General features: G+C 41.2%; 17 protein-coding genes. 6 read left to right on the top strand and 11 right to left on the bottom strand.

Annotated elements, in window-relative coordinates:
* The first annotated feature begins 8 nt into the window (after nt 1-8).
* Nucleotides 9-164: a 50S ribosomal protein L33 gene (gene rpmG, locus ACJAZP_RS13875; protein WP_011768487.1), complete on the top strand. Its 156-nt coding sequence runs from the start codon at nt 9-11 to the stop codon at nt 162-164.
* A gap of 219 nt (nt 165-383) precedes the next feature.
* On the opposite strand, the gene ACJAZP_RS13880 is transcribed toward rpmG, so the two are convergent.
* A complete protein-coding gene (locus ACJAZP_RS13880) occupies nt 384-899 on the bottom strand; it encodes a hypothetical protein (protein ID WP_415231336.1) in 516 nt (171 codons plus the stop codon).
* A 56-nt stretch (nt 900-955) separates the two neighbouring features.
* Between ACJAZP_RS13880 and mutM the strand changes: the two genes are divergently transcribed.
* The gene (mutM, locus tag ACJAZP_RS13885) at nt 956-1,768 is read left to right on the top strand and encodes a bifunctional DNA-formamidopyrimidine glycosylase/DNA-(apurinic or apyrimidinic site) lyase (RefSeq protein ID WP_415231337.1); all 813 of its coding nucleotides are present in this window, start codon (nt 956-958) and stop codon (nt 1,766-1,768) included.
* Nucleotides 1,769-2,619: 851 nt separating this feature from the next.
* On the opposite strand, the gene ACJAZP_RS13890 is transcribed toward mutM, so the two are convergent.
* From ACJAZP_RS13890 to ACJAZP_RS13905, 4 genes are all read right to left on the bottom strand, one after another.
* Entirely contained in the window at nt 2,620-2,970 is a 351-nt protein-coding gene (locus ACJAZP_RS13890) for a type II toxin-antitoxin system RelE/ParE family toxin (RefSeq protein WP_415231338.1), read from the bottom strand.
* A complete protein-coding gene (locus tag ACJAZP_RS13895; protein ID WP_415231339.1) occupies nt 2,951-3,232 on the bottom strand; it encodes a type II toxin-antitoxin system prevent-host-death family antitoxin in 282 nt (93 codons plus the stop codon). Before ACJAZP_RS13895 ends, ACJAZP_RS13890 begins: the two co-directional genes overlap by 20 nt.
* 600 nt (nt 3,233-3,832) lie before the next feature.
* Nucleotides 3,833-5,023: a hypothetical protein gene (locus ACJAZP_RS13900; protein ID WP_415231340.1), complete on the bottom strand. Its 1,191-nt coding sequence runs from the start codon at nt 5,021-5,023 to the stop codon at nt 3,833-3,835.
* Between the two features lie 8 nt (nt 5,024-5,031).
* The gene (locus ACJAZP_RS13905) at nt 5,032-5,250 is read right to left on the bottom strand and encodes a hypothetical protein (protein WP_415231341.1); all 219 of its coding nucleotides are present in this window, start codon (nt 5,248-5,250) and stop codon (nt 5,032-5,034) included.
* A gap of 1,268 nt (nt 5,251-6,518) precedes the next feature.
* Between ACJAZP_RS13905 and serC the strand changes: the two genes are divergently transcribed.
* A complete protein-coding gene (gene serC / locus ACJAZP_RS13910; RefSeq protein WP_415231342.1) occupies nt 6,519-7,736 on the top strand; it encodes a 3-phosphoserine/phosphohydroxythreonine transaminase in 1,218 nt (405 codons plus the stop codon).
* A gap of 214 nt (nt 7,737-7,950) precedes the next feature.
* On the opposite strand, the gene ACJAZP_RS13915 is transcribed toward serC, so the two are convergent.
* Complete coding sequence (locus tag ACJAZP_RS13915; RefSeq protein WP_415231343.1) at nt 7,951-9,150, bottom strand: DegT/DnrJ/EryC1/StrS family aminotransferase; 1,200 nt, start codon at nt 9,148-9,150, stop codon at nt 7,951-7,953.
* A 17-nt stretch (nt 9,151-9,167) separates the two neighbouring features.
* Nucleotides 9,168-10,541: an aspartate aminotransferase family protein gene (locus ACJAZP_RS13920; protein ID WP_415231344.1), complete on the bottom strand. Its 1,374-nt coding sequence runs from the start codon at nt 10,539-10,541 to the stop codon at nt 9,168-9,170.
* Nucleotides 10,542-10,760: 219 nt separating this feature from the next.
* Here ACJAZP_RS13920 and ACJAZP_RS13925 point away from each other — a divergent pair, with 219 nt between their 5' ends.
* Complete coding sequence (locus tag ACJAZP_RS13925; RefSeq protein WP_415231345.1) at nt 10,761-11,498, top strand: sulfite exporter TauE/SafE family protein; 738 nt, start codon at nt 10,761-10,763, stop codon at nt 11,496-11,498.
* Nucleotides 11,499-12,084: 586 nt separating this feature from the next.
* Here ACJAZP_RS13925 and ACJAZP_RS13930 read toward each other — a convergent pair.
* The 3 genes from ACJAZP_RS13930 to tauA are packed head-to-tail and all read right to left on the bottom strand — an operon-like array spanning nt 12,085 to nt 14,976.
* Nucleotides 12,085-13,077 (bottom strand): ABC transporter permease subunit, encoded by a 993-nt coding sequence (locus ACJAZP_RS13930; protein ID WP_415231346.1) that lies wholly within the window; start codon nt 13,075-13,077, stop codon nt 12,085-12,087.
* Nucleotides 13,078-13,086: 9 nt separating this feature from the next.
* Complete coding sequence (locus ACJAZP_RS13935; RefSeq protein ID WP_415231347.1) at nt 13,087-13,926, bottom strand: taurine ABC transporter ATP-binding protein; 840 nt, start codon at nt 13,924-13,926, stop codon at nt 13,087-13,089.
* 42 nt (nt 13,927-13,968) lie between these two features.
* Complete coding sequence (tauA, locus tag ACJAZP_RS13940; protein WP_415231348.1) at nt 13,969-14,976, bottom strand: taurine ABC transporter substrate-binding protein; 1,008 nt, start codon at nt 14,974-14,976, stop codon at nt 13,969-13,971.
* A 255-nt stretch (nt 14,977-15,231) separates the two neighbouring features.
* Between tauA and ACJAZP_RS13945 the strand changes: the two genes are divergently transcribed.
* Together ACJAZP_RS13945 and ACJAZP_RS13950 are read left to right on the top strand one after the other, a co-directional pair.
* On the top strand, nt 15,232-16,719 hold the full coding sequence (locus ACJAZP_RS13945) for a PLP-dependent aminotransferase family protein (RefSeq protein ID WP_415231349.1): 1,488 nt from the start codon (nt 15,232-15,234) through the stop codon (nt 16,717-16,719).
* 213 nt (nt 16,720-16,932) lie between these two features.
* Complete coding sequence (locus tag ACJAZP_RS13950; RefSeq protein WP_415231350.1) at nt 16,933-17,703, top strand: SDR family NAD(P)-dependent oxidoreductase; 771 nt, start codon at nt 16,933-16,935, stop codon at nt 17,701-17,703.
* Nucleotides 17,704-17,838: 135 nt separating this feature from the next.
* On the opposite strand, the gene coaD is transcribed toward ACJAZP_RS13950, so the two are convergent.
* Complete coding sequence (gene coaD / locus ACJAZP_RS13955) at nt 17,839-18,315, bottom strand: pantetheine-phosphate adenylyltransferase (protein ID WP_415231351.1); 477 nt, start codon at nt 18,313-18,315, stop codon at nt 17,839-17,841.
* Between the last annotated feature and the right edge of the window lie 19 nt (nt 18,316-18,334).

The raw sequence follows: 18,334 nt of genomic DNA on the forward strand, positions 1-18,334 counted from the left end.
GATTTAAAATGCGTGATAAAATTCGTTTAAATTCAAGTGCTGGTACTGGCCATTTTTATACTACCGATAAAAATAAAAAGACTATGCCTGAAAAGTTTGAGATCAAAAAGTTTGATCCTGTTGTACGTAAGCATGTTATGTACAAAGAAGGCAAAATCAAGTGATCTTGATTTAGTCTGTAAAAACCCAGTTTATACTGGGTTTTTTTATGCCTGAAAAACATATACCAAACGCATCAAATAAGTAATCAGTCTTGCTGGTTAAAATCAATCCTATCTGCGTTATAAGTCTTAAAAGGAGAATAACTACTTCCTGCAACTCATGTCTTGCTAGTATTAATTTTCCCTACGCAATACAAGTTCACATCTTTAATACATTTGCTACTAACCTGTCCTTTTTCTACTCAGATCTCTGGCTAAAATCAACGACAAACCGATTATCTGTAAAAAAATAGACCAGGTTCGTAAACGCGATATCTGTTTTTTTAATACCATCTCCAGCTCAGCCAACCCCAAGTTCAGAAAGTACTTAGCGTCTATTTTCTCCCGTAAATCATCTTGATAGTCATTAATTTTTAAATCTAATTCACTAATATTTTGTAACATTGAAACAGGGATTTCCTGATGCAGATAAGTTTTCAGTAATATTGAAAATTGCTGTGCAACATTTTTCTGCAGATCACCCTGGTTTAATAACAGATATAACGTTTCACGCTTTCTCTCCATACCCTCTATCTGTACCCAGAAAAGATCTATCTCTTTATTGTTTCTGGTGGCCTGAGCAGACAGTATATTAAGCTGCTGATCCTTACCTTCAATAATAAAGTGTGTCACTAATGCAGATGAAATATTTAATACCAAACCAATTAATACAACCAGCCACGTAGGTAAACCAAGCATAGATTTTCTCCAAAGAGTCAGTACACTGATAATATTAGTTCAAAGAGAGGATTTTTATGCCTGAATTACCGGAAGTAGAAACCAGCAGAAAAGGAATTAGCCCGCATCTTATTAATAAATCTGTGCAAGATGTGGTGCTCCGGCATACTCAACTGCGCTGGAAAATACCGCAGGATTTATTATCAGAAATTAAAGGTAAAATATTACTTTCAATCGATCGCCGCGCTAAATACCTGCTATTCAACTTTAGCAGCGGCACCCTGTTAATTCATCTCGGTATGTCCGGTAGTTTACAAATTTGCCCCTTAGATAGCCCGCCAAAAAAACATGACCATGCCGATCTCATTTTCGCAGATTGTTTGTTACGCTTTACCGATCCGCGCCGTTTTGGCGCGATTTTATGGCTGGGCTCTACGCCGGAAGACTCTCCGCTGTTAAGTAAACTAGGTCCTGAGCCGCTCAGTGATGATTTTACTGCTAAGTATTTATATACAGCAGCAGCAAGCCGAAAACTGCCCGTTAAGCAGTTTATAATGGATCAGAAGGTCGTTACTGGGGTAGGCAACATTTATGCCACAGAGGCTCTTTTTAGGGCCGGGATAAAACCAACTCGCAGTGCCGGTAATATCTCGCAGAAACGCTACCAGTTATTGGTTGATTGTATTAAGGAGATTTTACAACAGGCAATACAACAAGGCGGCACCACTCTTAAGGATTTTGTCGGCAGTGACGGCAAACCCGGCTATTTTCAACAGACGTTACAGATTTACGGTAAAACGGGTCAGCAATGTCCAAACTGCGAAAACCCCTTAAAATCCGTTAAGTTAGCAGCAAGAGCCAGTGTGTATTGCGCCAATTGCCAGCACTAATTTTCTTGCAGGTTGTTTGTAGGCTTTAACTTATAGTTACGTTGGTTTGTTAGTCTCTTTCGCTTAAAAGCAGTTGTCTCAATTTTCATTGTTGGTATTTCGCGTTTGGTGCCAGATGATGAGAAACCGAAACGCAGTTCCGCAGTTCGAGATAATCATTATCTATCAACAGCAATAGCATATTAAGATAAAGGACGTTTTGTTCGTAATATTATGCTGACGCATACCTCACAGTGCCGTTCAGAAACGTTTTTTATCCTAATTCGCCCAATAATTTCTTAACGTAACGTAAATTACCTAACCTTTTTGGTCGGTTTAGTTATAAAAAAGTTTAAATATCTAATAATTAATTTTTTAATTTTAAAAACAGTCAGTTACCATAATCCGTATTTTATGCATAGACTGCGTGTAAGAGCATCTAATATTATGTTCTTAGTTTTGGAATACCTGAGGTATTAGAGGATTACTAATCAACGTAAACTAAAAGGAATTATTACGGCTGTAAAACATACACCGACAGGAGTTGTACACAAGGGAAATAAAGGTAGCGATACCGGGTGTGGGACAAATACTAAAACTCACTCAGATCATTGGGTTTCATCCCATGAAAAGATCACTTGTGACAAAAATGGATGTAAAAACTAAAATTAGGCGTTACTTTTTCATTTATCAGCACACCAAACAACAAGTTTATAAAGGCTGCCAAATGGTGCCCGTTTTTCTGGGAATAACGGTTACTTACCATAAGCGGTATTTTGTGTATGTTGATTCTAATGAGAATAAAGAATCTTTAACTTAAATATTGGGATAATAGTGAGGGGCGAACCCGCAATTAAGCGGGTATTAGTAGGTTATCGGTACATTAAGCAATGATTAATTAACTGCTCTTTAACGGATTGCCTCTGGCCTAATAAAAGAAAGGTGGTTACAACAGTTTCTTTATGCCGTTCGTTGACTTCATACAATAATCTATAACCGTTTATATTCGCTTCACGAACACTTGAAATACCTGCAATATCAAACATGCTCTGTGATACATAATAAATCAAAGGGTTACTGCTGACCGCATTTTCAAAGATATCAATAGTACTTTCTATTTTTTCTAAAACACTGATCTCGTCACTCCATCGTGACAAATATGCAATAGTAAGATCTGTTGAGTTGTTAAATGTCTCAGTGTATTCAATTACGGCTTGGGCCATTTTTATTTACTTCTTTTAAGGTTAGTTTACGTTGTGCTAACCGTTCCTTAAAAGAGCTTGATGACATTACACGGCCTGCCTGCATATCGCTTTTAGCGAAGCTAACAAGTTTTAATAGAGCAATAGCCTCTTCACGGTTATCTCTATCTTCAATCGATTCGATAACGTAAGCCGGCTTACCATTCCGTGTGATGATCAACGGCTCTTCCAAGGGAAGGTTCGCTGCATTTTTCTTTAAAAAACTTACTGTTTCTACATGCATAACTTATCCCCTTGGTTATTAAGAAGTGCCTTGAGTTAGTTATCACCACAAGGCGCTTCATAGAAGTCTCTGATAATTAGTGATGCTGTTTGCAGTCCATCCACCACGGTAATTACCATCAACGTAATTATTTTAACATGACTTTAAATAAAAACCAAATTAAGACCAAATTAAGACTCATTGATAAAAATCATGATTTTAGGTCATCGGGTTGTAAATTTGGATGGAGGGAGAGACTGAATTTATCTGTATTTCACATACCCCCTTAGATATGTAAAAAAAAAGAAAGGAAAACCACTTTTAGTTTTCAATAAATCCTATGCATTTAAATGTCAAACCAAAGCGGCTAGGAAATTTTCGTTTACGTTTTTCTTGCTGTTGATGAAAAACAACACGGCATCTATGGCGTGCAATACATCTCCTATAGATTCTTGTTTCAAAATGATCCCTAAACTAATTAAACAAAAAAATCCCCAACCTTAAATAAGGTTGGGGATTTTGATCAGAGAGTCGGGACCTTCGAGTTTTATTAAAAAACCCTTAACCTCTGCGCATTGAGATTATACCGGCAGCTGTAATCACTGCTCTTCAAAGTCATTCTTAATAGGTATATTCGATATAAAGCAGCGGTGCGCCACTCTGATCACCATCAAAAGATTCTGCGACTCTTTTTCCTGAACCCGAGAAGATAAAAACCATGGCATTACCACTATTCCACCCCGTTGTTGATACTATTTCCTGCACGATGGAAGTCAGATCTGAGCTGCGCTGATCTGCACCCGTTGCACCGACACTGCTCCACAAAGCCGGTGACCATGATATAGATTCACTGGTCTGAGTACGGTAGCTGATATTAAAGTTTGTACTATCAAAGCTAGACGCATTGGCTGTACTTTCACCCACTATGTCAAACAGTGCATCGCCAGAATTTTTTGTTTCATCTACCTTAAACTGGATATAGGCTTTGGTAATAATAGCATTTTCAGGTATCTCTAAACCTGTAAATCTTATTCCGACGGTTTGTGTGAAAGACTCTTCGACAAGCTCAAGATCAGAACTGCGCAGGGACATGCTGCCATCCGGGTCCTCTTCGGCATCATCTTTACTTGCCGAAACACGGCTTTGTACAACGATAGTGGCTGTTGGCACTTCTGTCGTTGGTGATTGCGTCGTTGGTACTTCCGTCGTTGATACTTGCGTCGTTGGTACTTGCGTCGTGGGTACTTCCGTCGTTGGCACTTGCGTCGTTGGTACTTCCGTCGTTGGTACTTGCGTTGTTGGTACTTGCGTCGTTGGTACTTCCGTCGTTGGTACTTCCGTCGTTGGTACTTCCGTCGTTGGTACTTCCGCCGTTGGTACTTCCGCCGTTGGTACTTCCGCCGTTGGTACTTCCGTCGTTGGTACTTCCGTCGTTGGTACTTGCGTTGTTGGTACTTGCGTCGTTGGAAGGTCTGCAGCCGCATCAATACAGGCTTCTTCTGAATAAGCGCTACCCGCTTGATTAAAGGCACCAACACGATAACAATTTGCCTGCCCAGCAATACCGTCAACTTCAGTATAAGTGGTTGTATTGGCTGCTAATGTTGCCAGAAGTAGATACTCCCCGTCTATTTTACGTTCAATAATGAACCCTTCTTCGTTAGCTGAATTATCAACCCACGAAATATCCCATTGACTGGAGGCCGCAAAAGCGGGCGAAGTAATACCTGCAAATAAACTCACCACACCGAAAATAAAAATAGACAGTGGTTTTATTATTATAATTATCCGTCTTAATAGTTGTTTAAGCATTATTTGTTCTATACCTTGATATTGAATGTTTCTGTTACTGACCCTCTTGCACCTAATAATGCTGAAATAGCATAAGCTAGCTCAGCAAAGGTGCCGATCAGCAACAATGTAAACTGAGAATTGTTCTTTTTAAAAGGTTCGCTTGCATTGATATTTGTGACTTCGATAGCACACCCACCAACAGCAGCTCCCCCCGAAAAAGCAGAAATAAAAAGCCTGTCCGGCAAAGATGCTTGTCAACAACTGTGGAAAAAGCACTTTTACTTTTCCACTAAAACCCGTCATTAAAATTAATTATCTTTAAATAGGTTTACCTGATACTCCATAAAGCCCTCGCAATAAAAAATTAAAAGCATATTAATACTATGCTATTACAAAATACTTTTAACTGATCATAATGATCATGAGAGCTGCACTTAAATTCTCATGATAAAAATTAAGTTAAAAATGTGAATGATCGTTAGATTTAGCTTGTAAGCAAGAATGTATCCAAGTAATAGTAGAGTCTTGTACGTAAGCTGAAATATTAAAATAGCGGAAATAAAAACACGCAGTTTAAGAGTTTCATCAATCTTTAGACGCGCATTATACGCACAACTAACGGAGCATTAATAACCTAACTTACCATGCATTTATAAAATAATTATCTTTGTCAATGCTTTCAATATGTTTCGATTAACTTATAAGACTATCAAAAAAATTTGTCAGCGATAGTCAAATCACATTAACAGAGAGTAAGGTTTTTTCGCTACACCCCTCTTGCAGAGCCCATAATCTCTGTACCTTTACATATTATAATTTTATTTTAAAAAATGCTGATGGAGAAAAGGACGGACATTCAATGCATTACAATACAAAACCAAAAAGGTCAGGTAATTTTCGTTGACCTTTTTATAGTACCTAGGATGACTTAAGTCAATAAAAGCAGAGGTGAATTGAACGAGAATTCAGAATAATGAGTGACAAAGTTATATCGTTACCAGGGCCGCTTCGATGATCGAGCTTTTTTATTTCTCCAATAAAAATGACCTATCAATGTGCCATTTTCTTCACAAAGACCATCACCAACAACAAATTCATCGGCTTCCCGTGAAAACCACCAGCCACGAAAAACCAACTAATATAAAGACGCGCTAATAGAGATTGTCGACAAAAAGGACAGCAACGACTTGGCACCAAGGAAACTCAGGGTTGGCGCTAACTAGAAAGGAGAGTGCCCCTTACAATTTGTATCGTTGGTAACTGGAATAAAAATAGAGTAAGTCATTTCTGACTCATTCGGCCAGTTTTAGTTTTGTAGTAATCGCAATAGTCAGCTGAATTCCCCACAGAGTTTGATCATTTACCCGTTTGCGGCGACAGTCCGCTGATCAATGGCTTATTAAGAATTAACGCTTCTGCTAAGGAGCTAATTTATACATCAGAGACATTACGCACCAGACTGATGATGTCAGAGCTGCGACTGGCTTGTTCATAAAAACAAGGAATATTGATTATGGAAGCTGAAATTAAAATGAATATAAACACACTTGAAAGCACTTCCACACACCCCGCCCTTTTGGGTTCACTCAGCCCAAGCGTTGCGCCAGAAAAGGTCATTAATTTCAGTCCCGGACCGACATCATTACCAAAGGCTGTTGAGAAGCAGATTGCTGCAAGCTTTAATAACTCCGGATTTACATCACTGGCATTATCACACCGTGCCCCTGAGTTTCTGAAAATACTTAACCATACGCTTGCGACAATTAGAAAGGTGATGGAGATACCCGACAATTATGAGCTGCTTTTTACCCATGGCGGCGGCCACGGTCAGTTTGCGGCTCTGCCACTTAATCTCTGTCACCATCATTCAGATACTGCAACCTATGTTGTCAACGGCACTTGGTCAGCAAGAGGACGGGATGAAGCCCAAAAGTACTGTAATGTTGAAACCATTGACGGGAAAGATAAGCGAACAGGGAATTATACAAATTTTCCCGTACTGAGCGAAGCAGATATAGATCCGCAAAGTAAATATGTGTATTTATGCTCTAATGAAACAGTAAATGGTATTGAGCTGCACCGCCTTCCTAAACTTCCGGAATCACGCAGGCATATTCCCTTAGTTGTTGATGCAAGTTCAGATTTCACTACTAAACCTATCGACTGGCAGGGTGATGGTGTTGGCGTACTCTTCGCCTGCGCATCAAAGAATATCGGCCACCCGGGCTTAACTCTGGTGGTTATTCGTAAGGATCTGCTTGGCAAAGATAAAGCCTCCCCACTTTGCCCTGGCGTATTTAACTATACGATCAACAGTGAAGCGGGAAATCTCTGGAATACTCCCGCAACTTTCAACATCGAAGTGGTTGGTTTTCTGATGGACTGGCTCGAACGCCAAGGTGGCGTGGTTGCTAATGAGCGCCGCTGTATTGCCAAGTCCCAAGTTTTATACAATGTTATCGATAATTCCAATGGTTTTTACGGCACGCCGGTTTCCAATAAAGTATTAAGAAGCCGCATGAATCTGCCGTTCAATATCAAAGGCGGAGATCAACAGTTGACCGATAAATTTCTGATTAAGTGCTGGGAAAGGGGCATGGTCGGGCTGCGCACACTGACACCTTTCGGCGTAGGGGATTATCTTCGAGCTAGCCTGTATAACGGCGTTACTGAAGAGCAAGCCACCAGCCTAGCTGATTTTATGCGCTGTTTTGCAAACGAAAATGGATAGCAGGATCTGCTTCAACTTGGCCGCTTTTTGACAATTCATCGCAAAAAAATTTAGGTGACGTGCTTAAAGGATGTAGCGTCACTCTTCCTTTTTTCAAAAAAGAAAGAGGAAGGGCTTTTTTAGTGTTCAATAAATCCAATGCTTATAAATAGCAGGGCAACGAGGCAATTTTCCCTTTGCAGTCTAAGCCATCAGCCTTAAAAAATAACAGTAGCTACTTGCCTGCGCCAAGCTTCTCTACCTCGGTGACAACTATATCAGCGACTGCTTTGCAGTCATCCAGACTAAATGTAAGCGGGATCCGAAGATCAATCAGTTGCGCCAAAATACGCTCTGTTGGTTCCAGTACTGACCTGTCATTAAGATAATGCCAGCTATCATATTTACTCGTGTAACTGTTTGGTTTGCTATCTCCAAACCACTTAACAGATACCCCCTTCGCTTCGCAGTTAGCAATAAGCTGTTTAAAATCGTCCTTTGAGAATAAAGGAATGGAGAACTGGATGGAACTGCCAACAAAAGCCTCTTTTTTTTGTCTTTTTATGGTGTTGATGTCTAGGCTTGACCCAATAACTGCGTTCATCAAATAGTATCTGGCATTCCAGGCTCGACATTTATCATCGAGTTTTTTAAGTTGCGGTAATAGTATTGCAGATCGCAGGTTATCCATTCGGCCACTGTAGTTAGGAGTAGTATATTTAACAGCATCAAACTGCTCTTTTTCAGGAGCCGCATGATGTTTGTCGTAAAACATATAAGAGCCCGAATATATTATTGCTCTTGTTATAATGTCATTGTCAGGCGTCACTAATAAACCACCCTCTCCCGAATTAATATGCTTATAGGTTTGCGTGCTAAAACAGGCCACATCACCAAAACTGCCACTCATTTTACCGTTCCATTTAGCGCCCATGGTATGGGCACAATCTTCGATAAGTGCGAGGTTATGACGTTGGCATATGTCCATCACTCTATCCATATCGGCGATATGTCCACGCATATGAGAAAGCAAAAGATATTTAGCACTCGAATGGCGCGCTTTATATTCCAGATCGTCAAGATCGATGCAGAGCTGCTCATCAATATCGACCAGTACAGGGACACCACCGGCATTGTGGATGGCACCGGGGACCGGTGCCAATGTAAATGCATTACAGAGCACTTTGTCGCCCGGCAGGATAGCGAGGCTTTTTAGGGCAATGTGCAGGGCGTAACCGCATGACGCACAGGCAAGGCAGTTTTCAACACCAAGGTATTGACTAAATGCCAGTTCAAGCTCATCTGTCAGGCTTTTTTCACCGGCTTGTACATTGTAGCGATGCAGGCGACCGGATCTCATCACCGCGATTGCAGAAGCAATGCCCTCTTCGGGAATGGCTTCCTGCTGAGTAAAGGATTTAGTAAAGCTGACCATTTAAACACTCCCGAAAATTATAATGCCTCACTGAAAACACTATCAAGCGTTGCCACAATAAAATCGGCCTCTTCATAGCTGAGCGTTAATACCGGACATAAACATAAAGTATTATTAAGATGCTTAAAAGAGCGGTTGGTACGGCCTATAATTAAGCCTTTTTTCATACACATTGCGGCAATATTAATCGCCACGGATTCCGCAACAGGCCTTTTGCTTTCGCGATTACTGACCAGTTCAATACCGAGTAACAAACCTTTACCGCGTACGTCGCCAATAATCGGATGCTTCTCTTTTAACAATTGTAATTTGCCCAATAAGTAATCACCCATTAGCGCACTGTTAGTCACAAGATCTTCGCGTTCTAATATTGCTAAATTAGCCAATGCAGCTGCAGGACCGGCAGTACAACCGGCGTAAGTACTGACATCTCGAAAGTAGGCGTTGCGGTCACTGCTATCGGCAAGAAACTCATCAAATAACGCTTCCGTAGTAACAACACATGAAATAGCCGCATAACTGGATGCAACTCCCTTTGCCAGTGTTACGATATCGGGTTTGATGCCGTAATGCTGATAACCAAACCATTTCCCCGTTCTGCCCATACCGCAAACTACTTCGTCCATGTGTATCAGCACATTATATTTTTTACATATTTTCATCACTGCCGGCCAATATCCCTCAGGCGGTGTGATCACTCCTCCCCCGGCTGTGATAGTTTCAAAAACAACCGCACCAACAGTATCCGGACCTTCGCGCAGAATGACCTTTTCCAACTCTTTTGCCGCTAGAATACCGTAATCTTTAATATCACCAAATTGACTTCTGTACTCACAACAATGAGGAAACTCAACAAAACCAGGTACAAAGGGACCGTAATGTAGACGCCGCTCTTCCTGACCTGTCGCACTTAATGTGGCAATAGTGGTACCGTGATAATCCCTCTCGCGATATAAGATCTTATTCTTTTTACCCCCATACTTTTGCTGAGAAATTTGGCGTATCATTTTGAATGCCTTTTCATTCGCTTCTGAACCTGAGCTAGCGTAATAAACACGGCTCATGCCCGGCATTTTTTCTAATAATTTTGCAGCGAATTCAGCACTGGGCTCATTACCCGCTGTACTTGCAAAAAAGTTAAGTTTCAAGATCTGCTCGCGTACCGCATCAGCAATCTCAGTGCGACCATAACCGACATTGACACACCAAACACCACCGGAAGAAGCATCAAGATAACTGTTGCCCTTTGCATCCCAAATACGTGAGCCTTCACCCTTTACCATTACCATCGGATCCTGGTGCTTTAATACACTATGTTGACTCAAATGATGCCATATATGGTTGCGGTCTTTTTCTATTATATCTGATGCTGGTAACGTCATGGTGTCCATAATTATCTCCTGCGATAAGTGTTAATGACTATGGAATCACACTAACTTAATAATCAGCTGCTTCTCTAGAACCAGCCATTTTAATTGATGGAGCCAAAGATTTTACCGGTTTTCTGATGTGCGCCTCTGGAGCCATAATTGCCTTTAATTGGCTCTAACCTTGATAAACTGATATTGCAATAGTGACCGGTAGACTCAACAAGCAGTTAAGGATAAAAAGTGGAAAAAATTTGGTATGTTATGCCCGTGGTCATGTTTGCAGCGGTAGTGCGAGGATACAGCGGATTTGGTTTTGCAGTGATTGCAGTGGTTGGCCTAAACGTCTTTTTTGAACCGCAACAAAGTGTGGCGATTGTTTTATCGTTAGATCTTATTTGCAGCCTTAATTTATGGAAGCAGGCAATTAAACAAGCCGATTTTCCTGCTTTAAAAAAACTTGTTTTTGGATCAATATTAGGCATTCCAATCGGTTATTGTTTTTTACTTTTGGTGCCCGCAGAGACACTTAAGCTGCTAATTTGTTTGGGTGTTTTGGCGTTAGCTGCGCTTTTATTCTCCAGTTTCAGGCCTTTTAATGCAGAAAAGACCACCACCAAAGTCGGGTTTGGTTTGGCTTCCGGTGCGGGAACCGCTAGTGCATCTATCGGCGGGCCAATGATTGTGTATTATATGTTATCCAGCAATTTAACCACCAGCGCGCAACGTGCAACCATGATTTTATTTTTTATTGCCAGTGAAGCATTAGCCGTTATTACTCTTATCAGCGGGGGATTAGTCGATGGAACATTACCTAAGGCTTTATTAATACTGACTGTTCCAACCATTGTTGCCGTGTATTATGGCCAATACCTGTTTAACCGCAGACCACCTCAATCTTTAAAAAGCTTTGCATTGCCAATCATGGTGGTGGTTGCTTTACTCGGTATAGCGAACTCTGTTGTTACCCTATTAGCTTAAAGCGCTATGCTGATTCTCAAGTGACCTGATGTGTCAGGTCACTTCTCTTTTACTAGGTCAAGCCTGCCTTTCAATATTAACTTTATTGGCCTCTCCGAGTGCTTAAAACCCATTTACTACAGGCATATTAACCCACCTCTTGAGCTGAAGATCTAAAGAGAAACGAAGACTATTCTATTACTCTTGGTTTTCACTCTGGCTATTAGGGTTTTCTTCGCAAAAGGATAAGCCGCCTTCCAAATCAATCTCATCACTAATCATTACTAGCGGGTGCAAATATTTGAAAAACTTAACCTCAGATCGGGATAAGCAAAATAAGACAATACCGTTATTTCCGCGTTAAAATTACTGTTTTAAATCATCTACCACTACCCGCTATCGCGTTTTATAGTGACTCAGTATCTTACTGCCCATTTATGCTCTTCAATCCCTTTACTCAGCGCTTTAGTTAACAAGCCCAGAAAGTTTTATTCATAATTTACAAGCTAAAAAGAAGGCCTAGGAAGGCTTATTTTATAACAAAATAAAAGCAAAAAAAAACCCGCTATCACATAGTGATAGCGGGTAATAACAAACATAACAGCGGTTAATTATAACCTTTCCAGGGGATCAGTTTTGCTTCCAGATAACGCATTAACAAGTCAAAACTGTAAGCGATAATACCAATCACGATAATACCTGCGATCACCACATCAGTGACTAAAAACTCCGAAGCATTAAGTACCATAAAACCAATACCTCGCTCTGCTGCAACCATTTCTGCTGCCACTAAGGTAGTCCAACCAAAACCGATAGCAATACGCATTCCGGTCATAATATCCGGCATTGCACCACGAGCGATAACTTGCGTAATCACCTGCCAGGGGCTGGCACCCATTGAGTAAGCGACCTGAATTTGCTCAATGCGAACTGACGTCACACCTGCACGTGCACTTAGTACAATCGGCGATAGCATAGCGAGGAAAATCAGGGTCACTTTACTTGATTCATCGATACCTAACCAAATAATGATCAGTGGTAAATAAGCAAGTGGTGGCAGAGGGCGGTAAAACTCTATTAATGGATCAAAAATACCACGGAAAACACGGTTACAACCGATAGTGATACCTAATGGAACACCAATTAAACAAGCTAATAGAAAAGCACCAAAAATACGTACTAAACTGGCATTAAGGTGTTCCACTAACGTAGCGCCCGCAAAACCATCCACGGTAATATCAATTAAGCGATGAACCACATCAATGGGAGAGGGTAAAAAGATCGGTTTAATAAAACCACCTTCCGTTGCAACTGCCCATAGCGCAATAAAAAATATTGTCGAGCAAACCCCGATTAAGCGACTATCTCCAGCACCCGGGGTACCAAAATACTCCCCGCTTTGTACTGCACTTGGCGCCCTTAATTTTTTTATTTTAAGCTCTATTTTATCTAAAAAGGAAACCGACGCTGCAGCCGTTGCCCGCTCCTCTTTAGTGTCTACCATTTTTTGTTCCGGGGCCGGCTGGCTGTCGACCTCTTTTGCCTTGGATAGACAGGGAGCGGCTGCACTTGTCGTTAATGCTTTAGTAATACTGGTCATAATAGTTCCTTAGGCTATAGCCAACTCGTCGCCATGAATGATTGCTAAAACTTGTTCACGCATTGCTATAAACTCAGGGCTGGATTTTACTTTCCTTGCATCCCTGCAATCTAAAAACTGCTGATTAAAGTCTAAATCAAATTGATGGGTGATACGCCCGGGTCGAGGCGACATCACCACCAATCGCGTGGCTAACAATAAAGCTTCATCAACACTGTGGGTAATAAAGAACATCATCTTGTTGGTTTCACGCCAGACATCAAGCAGCAACTCTTGTAAGGACTCGCGTGTCAGCGCATCCAGAGCACCGAGAGGTTCATCAAGAAGCAACATTTTAGGGTCATTGGTTAGTGCACGGGCAATCCCCACACGCTGCTGCATACCGCCAGAAAGCTGGTATACCTTGTGTTGATGAAAATCCTCCAAGCCAACAAGTTTCAGATACTCCGCGGCACGAGTGCGGCGCGTTTTTTTATCAATCCCCTGCAGCTTTAAGCCAAACTCGGTATTATCAATCACATTTAGCCAGGGTAATAGCGCATGTTTTTGAAACACAACACCACGACCGGCGTCAGGTCCGGTTATCTCATCACCAATATCCTGTCCGCAAAGCACTCTGGGATAACCTTTGACTTTACTGTCACCCAGTGTCAGGTATCCCTTAGTTGGCGAGATAAAACCTGCAATTAGATTAAGCAGAGTGGTTTTACCGCAACCCGATGCCCCTAAAGCAACCACTAAATCGCCCTGCTTCATGGCAAAATTAACATTCGACAACGCTGTAACGGACTCCCCGCCTTCTGATCCGGGATAGACAACTGAGACTTTACAAACTTTCAATGTGTTCATTGCGGTACTCCTAACTAGATCGATTGAACTTAATCTCACTGATTATAATTTAGATGCTGCAAGCGCATATTCAGGGTTAACAAAGACACTGTAATCAGGCATTAAATGATTTATTTTTTTCTGCTCGTTAAGGAATTCTGAGGTTGCTTGTAAGGATTTAGCAACACCACCTTCGGCACCACAGCCAAGCCAGCTACAGGATAATTGAGTGTTAAAATCGAGGAAGTCATACAAAGCCAACACATCGGCAACCGTGTTCACGTCACCACCAGTAATTTTTGCAATTGATTTGGCAATAGGGTGAGATGGACCAAAGGTTTCTTTATGAGAACGGTATTCTTGGTCAAGGTCAGCTGCAACTTTCAAAGTCTTAGCCATAAAATCTGCATTTTCTTTAGCGAATTTTTTATTGACCACCAAGCCGTCAAAAGTTGCTTTTCCCCAACTACTAAGGGTTTTAGACGTGATAAGAACCTTTCCATCTTTTTTGATTTTGCCTAACACTGGATCCCAGATGAAGGCTGCATCAATATCTCCTCGTTGCCATGCGGCAGCAATGGTATTAGGTTGCATATTAATTAATTTAACGTCTTTTTCAGACAAGCCAAACTGCTCTAAGGCAAACATAGCGTGATAGTGAGTGGTTGATACAAAAGGTACCGCAATGCGTTTTCCTTTTAAGTCTGATGGGGACGATATTCCTGCACCATTACGTACAACAAACGCTTCTGCATCGGCAATGTTTTCTAAAATCCAAACTACTTCAATCTCTATGCCATGACTTACTGCCGCAGCAATTGGACTAGAGCCTGCATTAGCAAGATCAATTGATCCTGATGCCATCGCAGTGACCACTTTTGCACCTGAGTCAAAACGTCGCCATTTAACGTTATAACCCGTTGCTTTTTCAATTAACTTTTCGTTAATCGCATGCTTCCAAGGGTTATACATCCCCATGTAACCGATAGTGACATCTTTTGCAGCTACCGTTGAAACAAAAAACAGGGCAGCCATTGCGGTCATTATTTTGAGTGGTTTACATTTTTTCATCTTAAAATTCCTTATTAATCTGATGTTGTTGATGGGACGTTGCTTTCGTTATTTAAATTACGCGGTGCAAAAAATAAGATACAGGGCCAGTTTTTGAAATTCATAGTCCACTATTGTTATCGTTATTTTTCATTCACCTTTTAAAACTAATGTTGGCCTGAAAATTGCTTAATAATATAAGAGCGGAGTTACTGTTATTACGGTGAAATAAAGATACAAGCAAAATACACTCCAACATTTCATACAGGTGACGTAATGGTTGATTTTTTAATGAATATTGAGCTTCATCAAAACAGCACTTATCAGCAACAGATCCGTGAAAAATTAGTCGAGCTAATTGAACAAGATACCTTTGGTGACAAGCCGTTACCTTCCGGTAGAAAGATGGCCGAACTGCTTGGCGTATCAAGAAATACCGTTGTATTAGTCTATGAAAGTATGGTTGATGAGGGTTACCTTGTTGCTCGTGAACGCTGTGGTTTTTTTGTTCATTCAGACTTACTCATGGTGCAACGGATCTCCAATTCAGTGCAAACCACCACAAAAGATGCACCTCGCCCCTCTCACCAGCCTAACTGGTCTAAACGATTACAAAAACAACCCAGCCAACTATCAACGCTCAACAAAGATGAGAATTGGCTAAACTACCCTTATCCCTTTATTTACGGTCAGATCGACGTCAATGATTTCCCCCTTTATCAATGGCGGGAATGTTCACGAATAGCAGAAAGTAAAGGTAAACTGCATGAATGGGTTGAAGGTTTTATTGATATGGATGACCCGCAGTTGGTCGCGCAGATTCGCCAGCAAATTTTATCCAAACGTGGCATCAGTGCTAAAACCGATGAAGTGTTAATCACCCTTGGCACTCAAAACTCGCTGTTTTTATTAACCAGTTTATTAGCTGACAAATCAGTCACTTTTGGTGTTGAAAATCCGGGTTATGCCAACTTACGACACGTTATCGCATTATGTGATAGTCCGCTTAAAGCGCTTGATATTGATCATCAGGGTGTGCAGGTAGGTGAACAACTTAAAGATTGTGATTATGTGTGCGTCACCCCAAGCCATCAATATCCAACCACGGTGACCATGACAATAGAGCGGCGTAAGGCATTGCTTGAGCAAGCATCTAAAGATGATTTTATCGTTATTGAAGATGACTACGAAAGTGAAGTTAATTTTATAGAAAAGCCGCTGCCGGCCCTAAAAAGCTTTGACCAGGACGGTCGAGTGATTTATACGGGCAGTTTATCAAAATCCCTTACTCCCGGAATACGTATCGGTTATTTGGTTGCTGATAGTTCGTTAATTACTGAACTGCGTAAATTGCGCGCCTTGCATTACCGTCATCCCCCCTCCAATAACCAGCGCATCACCGCCTTGTTTCTCAGCCAGGGTTATTATGACAGCCATGTTCGCCGTATGCGCCAATCCTATGAAAAAAAATGGTTACTGATGCAACAAGGCATCGAGCGCTATCTCGGTGACTGCGAGATCCACTCTACCGCCGGCAGTTTCTGTTTCTGGATAGGTTTACCGGAAGCAATCAGCAGTCATCTACTGGTTGATAGCGCAGCCGCACATGGCATTTTAGTCGAATCTGGCGACAGCCTTTTTATGCAGAAAGATGCTCCCGAAAATTATATCAGGCTGGGATTTTCAGCGATTAACAGCGATAAAATCATACCAGGCTTGGCTATTTTGGGAGGACTGATCAACGAACTGCGTCCCGTCACTTAAACATGCTTTTATATTTATACAGTCGTGACAATCCGCAGGTGTTGCCTTTTTAGTCTTCATTGATCAGCATTTATTTAGAATGGAAGCTGTCCATAAATATCCTGGTATTGATCATATTAAGATCTGGCTCTAACTTTTTTAATCATTGCACAGTAGCTTATTAGGCCGAGAGGTAATAACGCGTAATACCCAATATCTAATAAGGAATTTTCCATGAACACAAAAATAATGCCGACTGTATTGATTACCGGAGCAACATCCGGGTTTGGACTGGCAACCGCGAAAAAATTTGCTCAACATGGTTACCCGCTCATTATTACCGGACGCAGAAAAGAACGTTTACAAGATCTCAGCGACCAACTATCACCATTAACAGATGTCTTTTTTTATCAGTTAGACGTACGTGACAGCGATGCTGTAAAAGCATTTACTCAGGCTATCCCAGATAATTTTAAACAGGTCGCTATACTGGTCAATAATGCAGGTCTTGCTTTGGGAACAGAGCCTGCGGATCAGGCTTCATTGGATGACTGGCACACTATGATAGATACCAATGTTACAGGTCTGGTTAATGTGACTCACAGTTTATTACCGATATTAGGTAAGCAAGCCTCGGCCAGCATCATTAACCTTGCGAGCATCGCGGCTAACTGGGCTTATCCGGGCAGTCATGTTTACGGTGCAAGCAAAGCCTTTGTCGCTCAATTTTCCAGAAACCTGCGCAGTGATTTTGCAGGAACAGGCCTACGCGTTACCAGCTTAGAGCCGGGTTTATCTGAAAGTGAATTTAGCCTGGTAAGGTTTAAAGGAGATAAAGACAAATACCAGCAAATTTACAACAATGCGCACGCACTACAACCTGAAGATATCGCTGATATTATATTTTGGATAGCAGAGCAGCCCGCTCACATTAATATTAATAGTATAGAGGTGATGCCGACTTCTCAGGCTTGGGATAACTTTAAAATAATTAAGCATCCCTAAAAATATTTAAATTAACAGATTGCTAGTCTGCTGCTAGTGGATATAACGCTAGAAAGACCCATTAAATTAACTGACACATTAAAAGGGTCTTTTTATATTCCACAATCTGCATCTTAGAGGATTTTATGATGTTATTTAAAAACGCTTGTTAAGCAGTGCTTCTTTTACACAAGCCGGCGCAAAGGAGTCAAGATCACCATGATGTTTGAAGACTTCTTTGACCACGGTTGATGAGATAAAACCGGTTGCGGCATTGGCGGGTAACAAGATGGTTTCTAATGCTGTATTTAAGGCTTTATTGACTTGCGCTAGTTGTAATTCATAATCCGCGTCCGTGGTACCGCGTATCCCGCGAATAAGAGCCTGGGCATTATGCTCCTTAGCAAAATCTGCTAATAATCCAGAGAAAGGGATCACTTCAACGCCGTTTAAATGCGCCGTAGCTTGGAATAATAAATCACAGCGCTCATCTAAATTAAATAAGGTTTTTTTGCTGGTGTTGACCGCCACGGCAATAACCACCCTTTCAGCGAGTTTACTTGCCCTGCTGATCAAATCAATATGACCCAGCGTGACCGGATCAAATGAGCCGGGAAAAACAACTGTTTTCATTTCTATCCACCATCATTAT

This window comes from Psychromonas sp. (genome assembly GCF_047632955.1).
Classification (GTDB): domain Bacteria; phylum Pseudomonadota; class Gammaproteobacteria; order Enterobacterales; family Psychromonadaceae; genus Psychromonas.

Coding starts and splice junctions, on each gene's coding strand:
- ACJAZP_RS13920 (WP_415231344.1), bottom strand. CDS start 10,541: ATGGACACCATGACGTTACCAGCATCAGATATAATAGAAAAAGACCGC.
- mutM (WP_415231337.1), top strand. CDS start 956: ATGCCTGAATTACCGGAAGTAGAAACCAGCAGAAAAGGAATTAGCCCG.
- ACJAZP_RS13950 (WP_415231350.1), top strand. CDS start 16,933: ATGAACACAAAAATAATGCCGACTGTATTGATTACCGGAGCAACATCC.
- serC (WP_415231342.1), top strand. CDS start 6,519: ATGGAAGCTGAAATTAAAATGAATATAAACACACTTGAAAGCACTTCC.
- ACJAZP_RS13900 (WP_415231340.1), bottom strand. CDS start 5,023: ATGCTTAAACAACTATTAAGACGGATAATTATAATAATAAAACCACTG.
- ACJAZP_RS13895 (WP_415231339.1), bottom strand. CDS start 3,232: ATGCATGTAGAAACAGTAAGTTTTTTAAAGAAAAATGCAGCGAACCTT.
- ACJAZP_RS13945 (WP_415231349.1), top strand. CDS start 15,232: ATGGTTGATTTTTTAATGAATATTGAGCTTCATCAAAACAGCACTTAT.
- rpmG (WP_011768487.1), top strand. CDS start 9: ATGCGTGATAAAATTCGTTTAAATTCAAGTGCTGGTACTGGCCATTTT.
- coaD (WP_415231351.1), bottom strand. CDS start 18,315: ATGAAAACAGTTGTTTTTCCCGGCTCATTTGATCCGGTCACGCTGGGT.
- ACJAZP_RS13935 (WP_415231347.1), bottom strand. CDS start 13,926: ATGAACACATTGAAAGTTTGTAAAGTCTCAGTTGTCTATCCCGGATCA.
- ACJAZP_RS13880 (WP_415231336.1), bottom strand. CDS start 899: ATGCTTGGTTTACCTACGTGGCTGGTTGTATTAATTGGTTTGGTATTA.
- tauA (WP_415231348.1), bottom strand. CDS start 14,976: ATGAAAAAATGTAAACCACTCAAAATAATGACCGCAATGGCTGCCCTG.
- ACJAZP_RS13890 (WP_415231338.1), bottom strand. CDS start 2,970: ATGGCCCAAGCCGTAATTGAATACACTGAGACATTTAACAACTCAACA.
- ACJAZP_RS13930 (WP_415231346.1), bottom strand. CDS start 13,077: ATGACCAGTATTACTAAAGCATTAACGACAAGTGCAGCCGCTCCCTGT.
- ACJAZP_RS13915 (WP_415231343.1), bottom strand. CDS start 9,150: ATGGTCAGCTTTACTAAATCCTTTACTCAGCAGGAAGCCATTCCCGAA.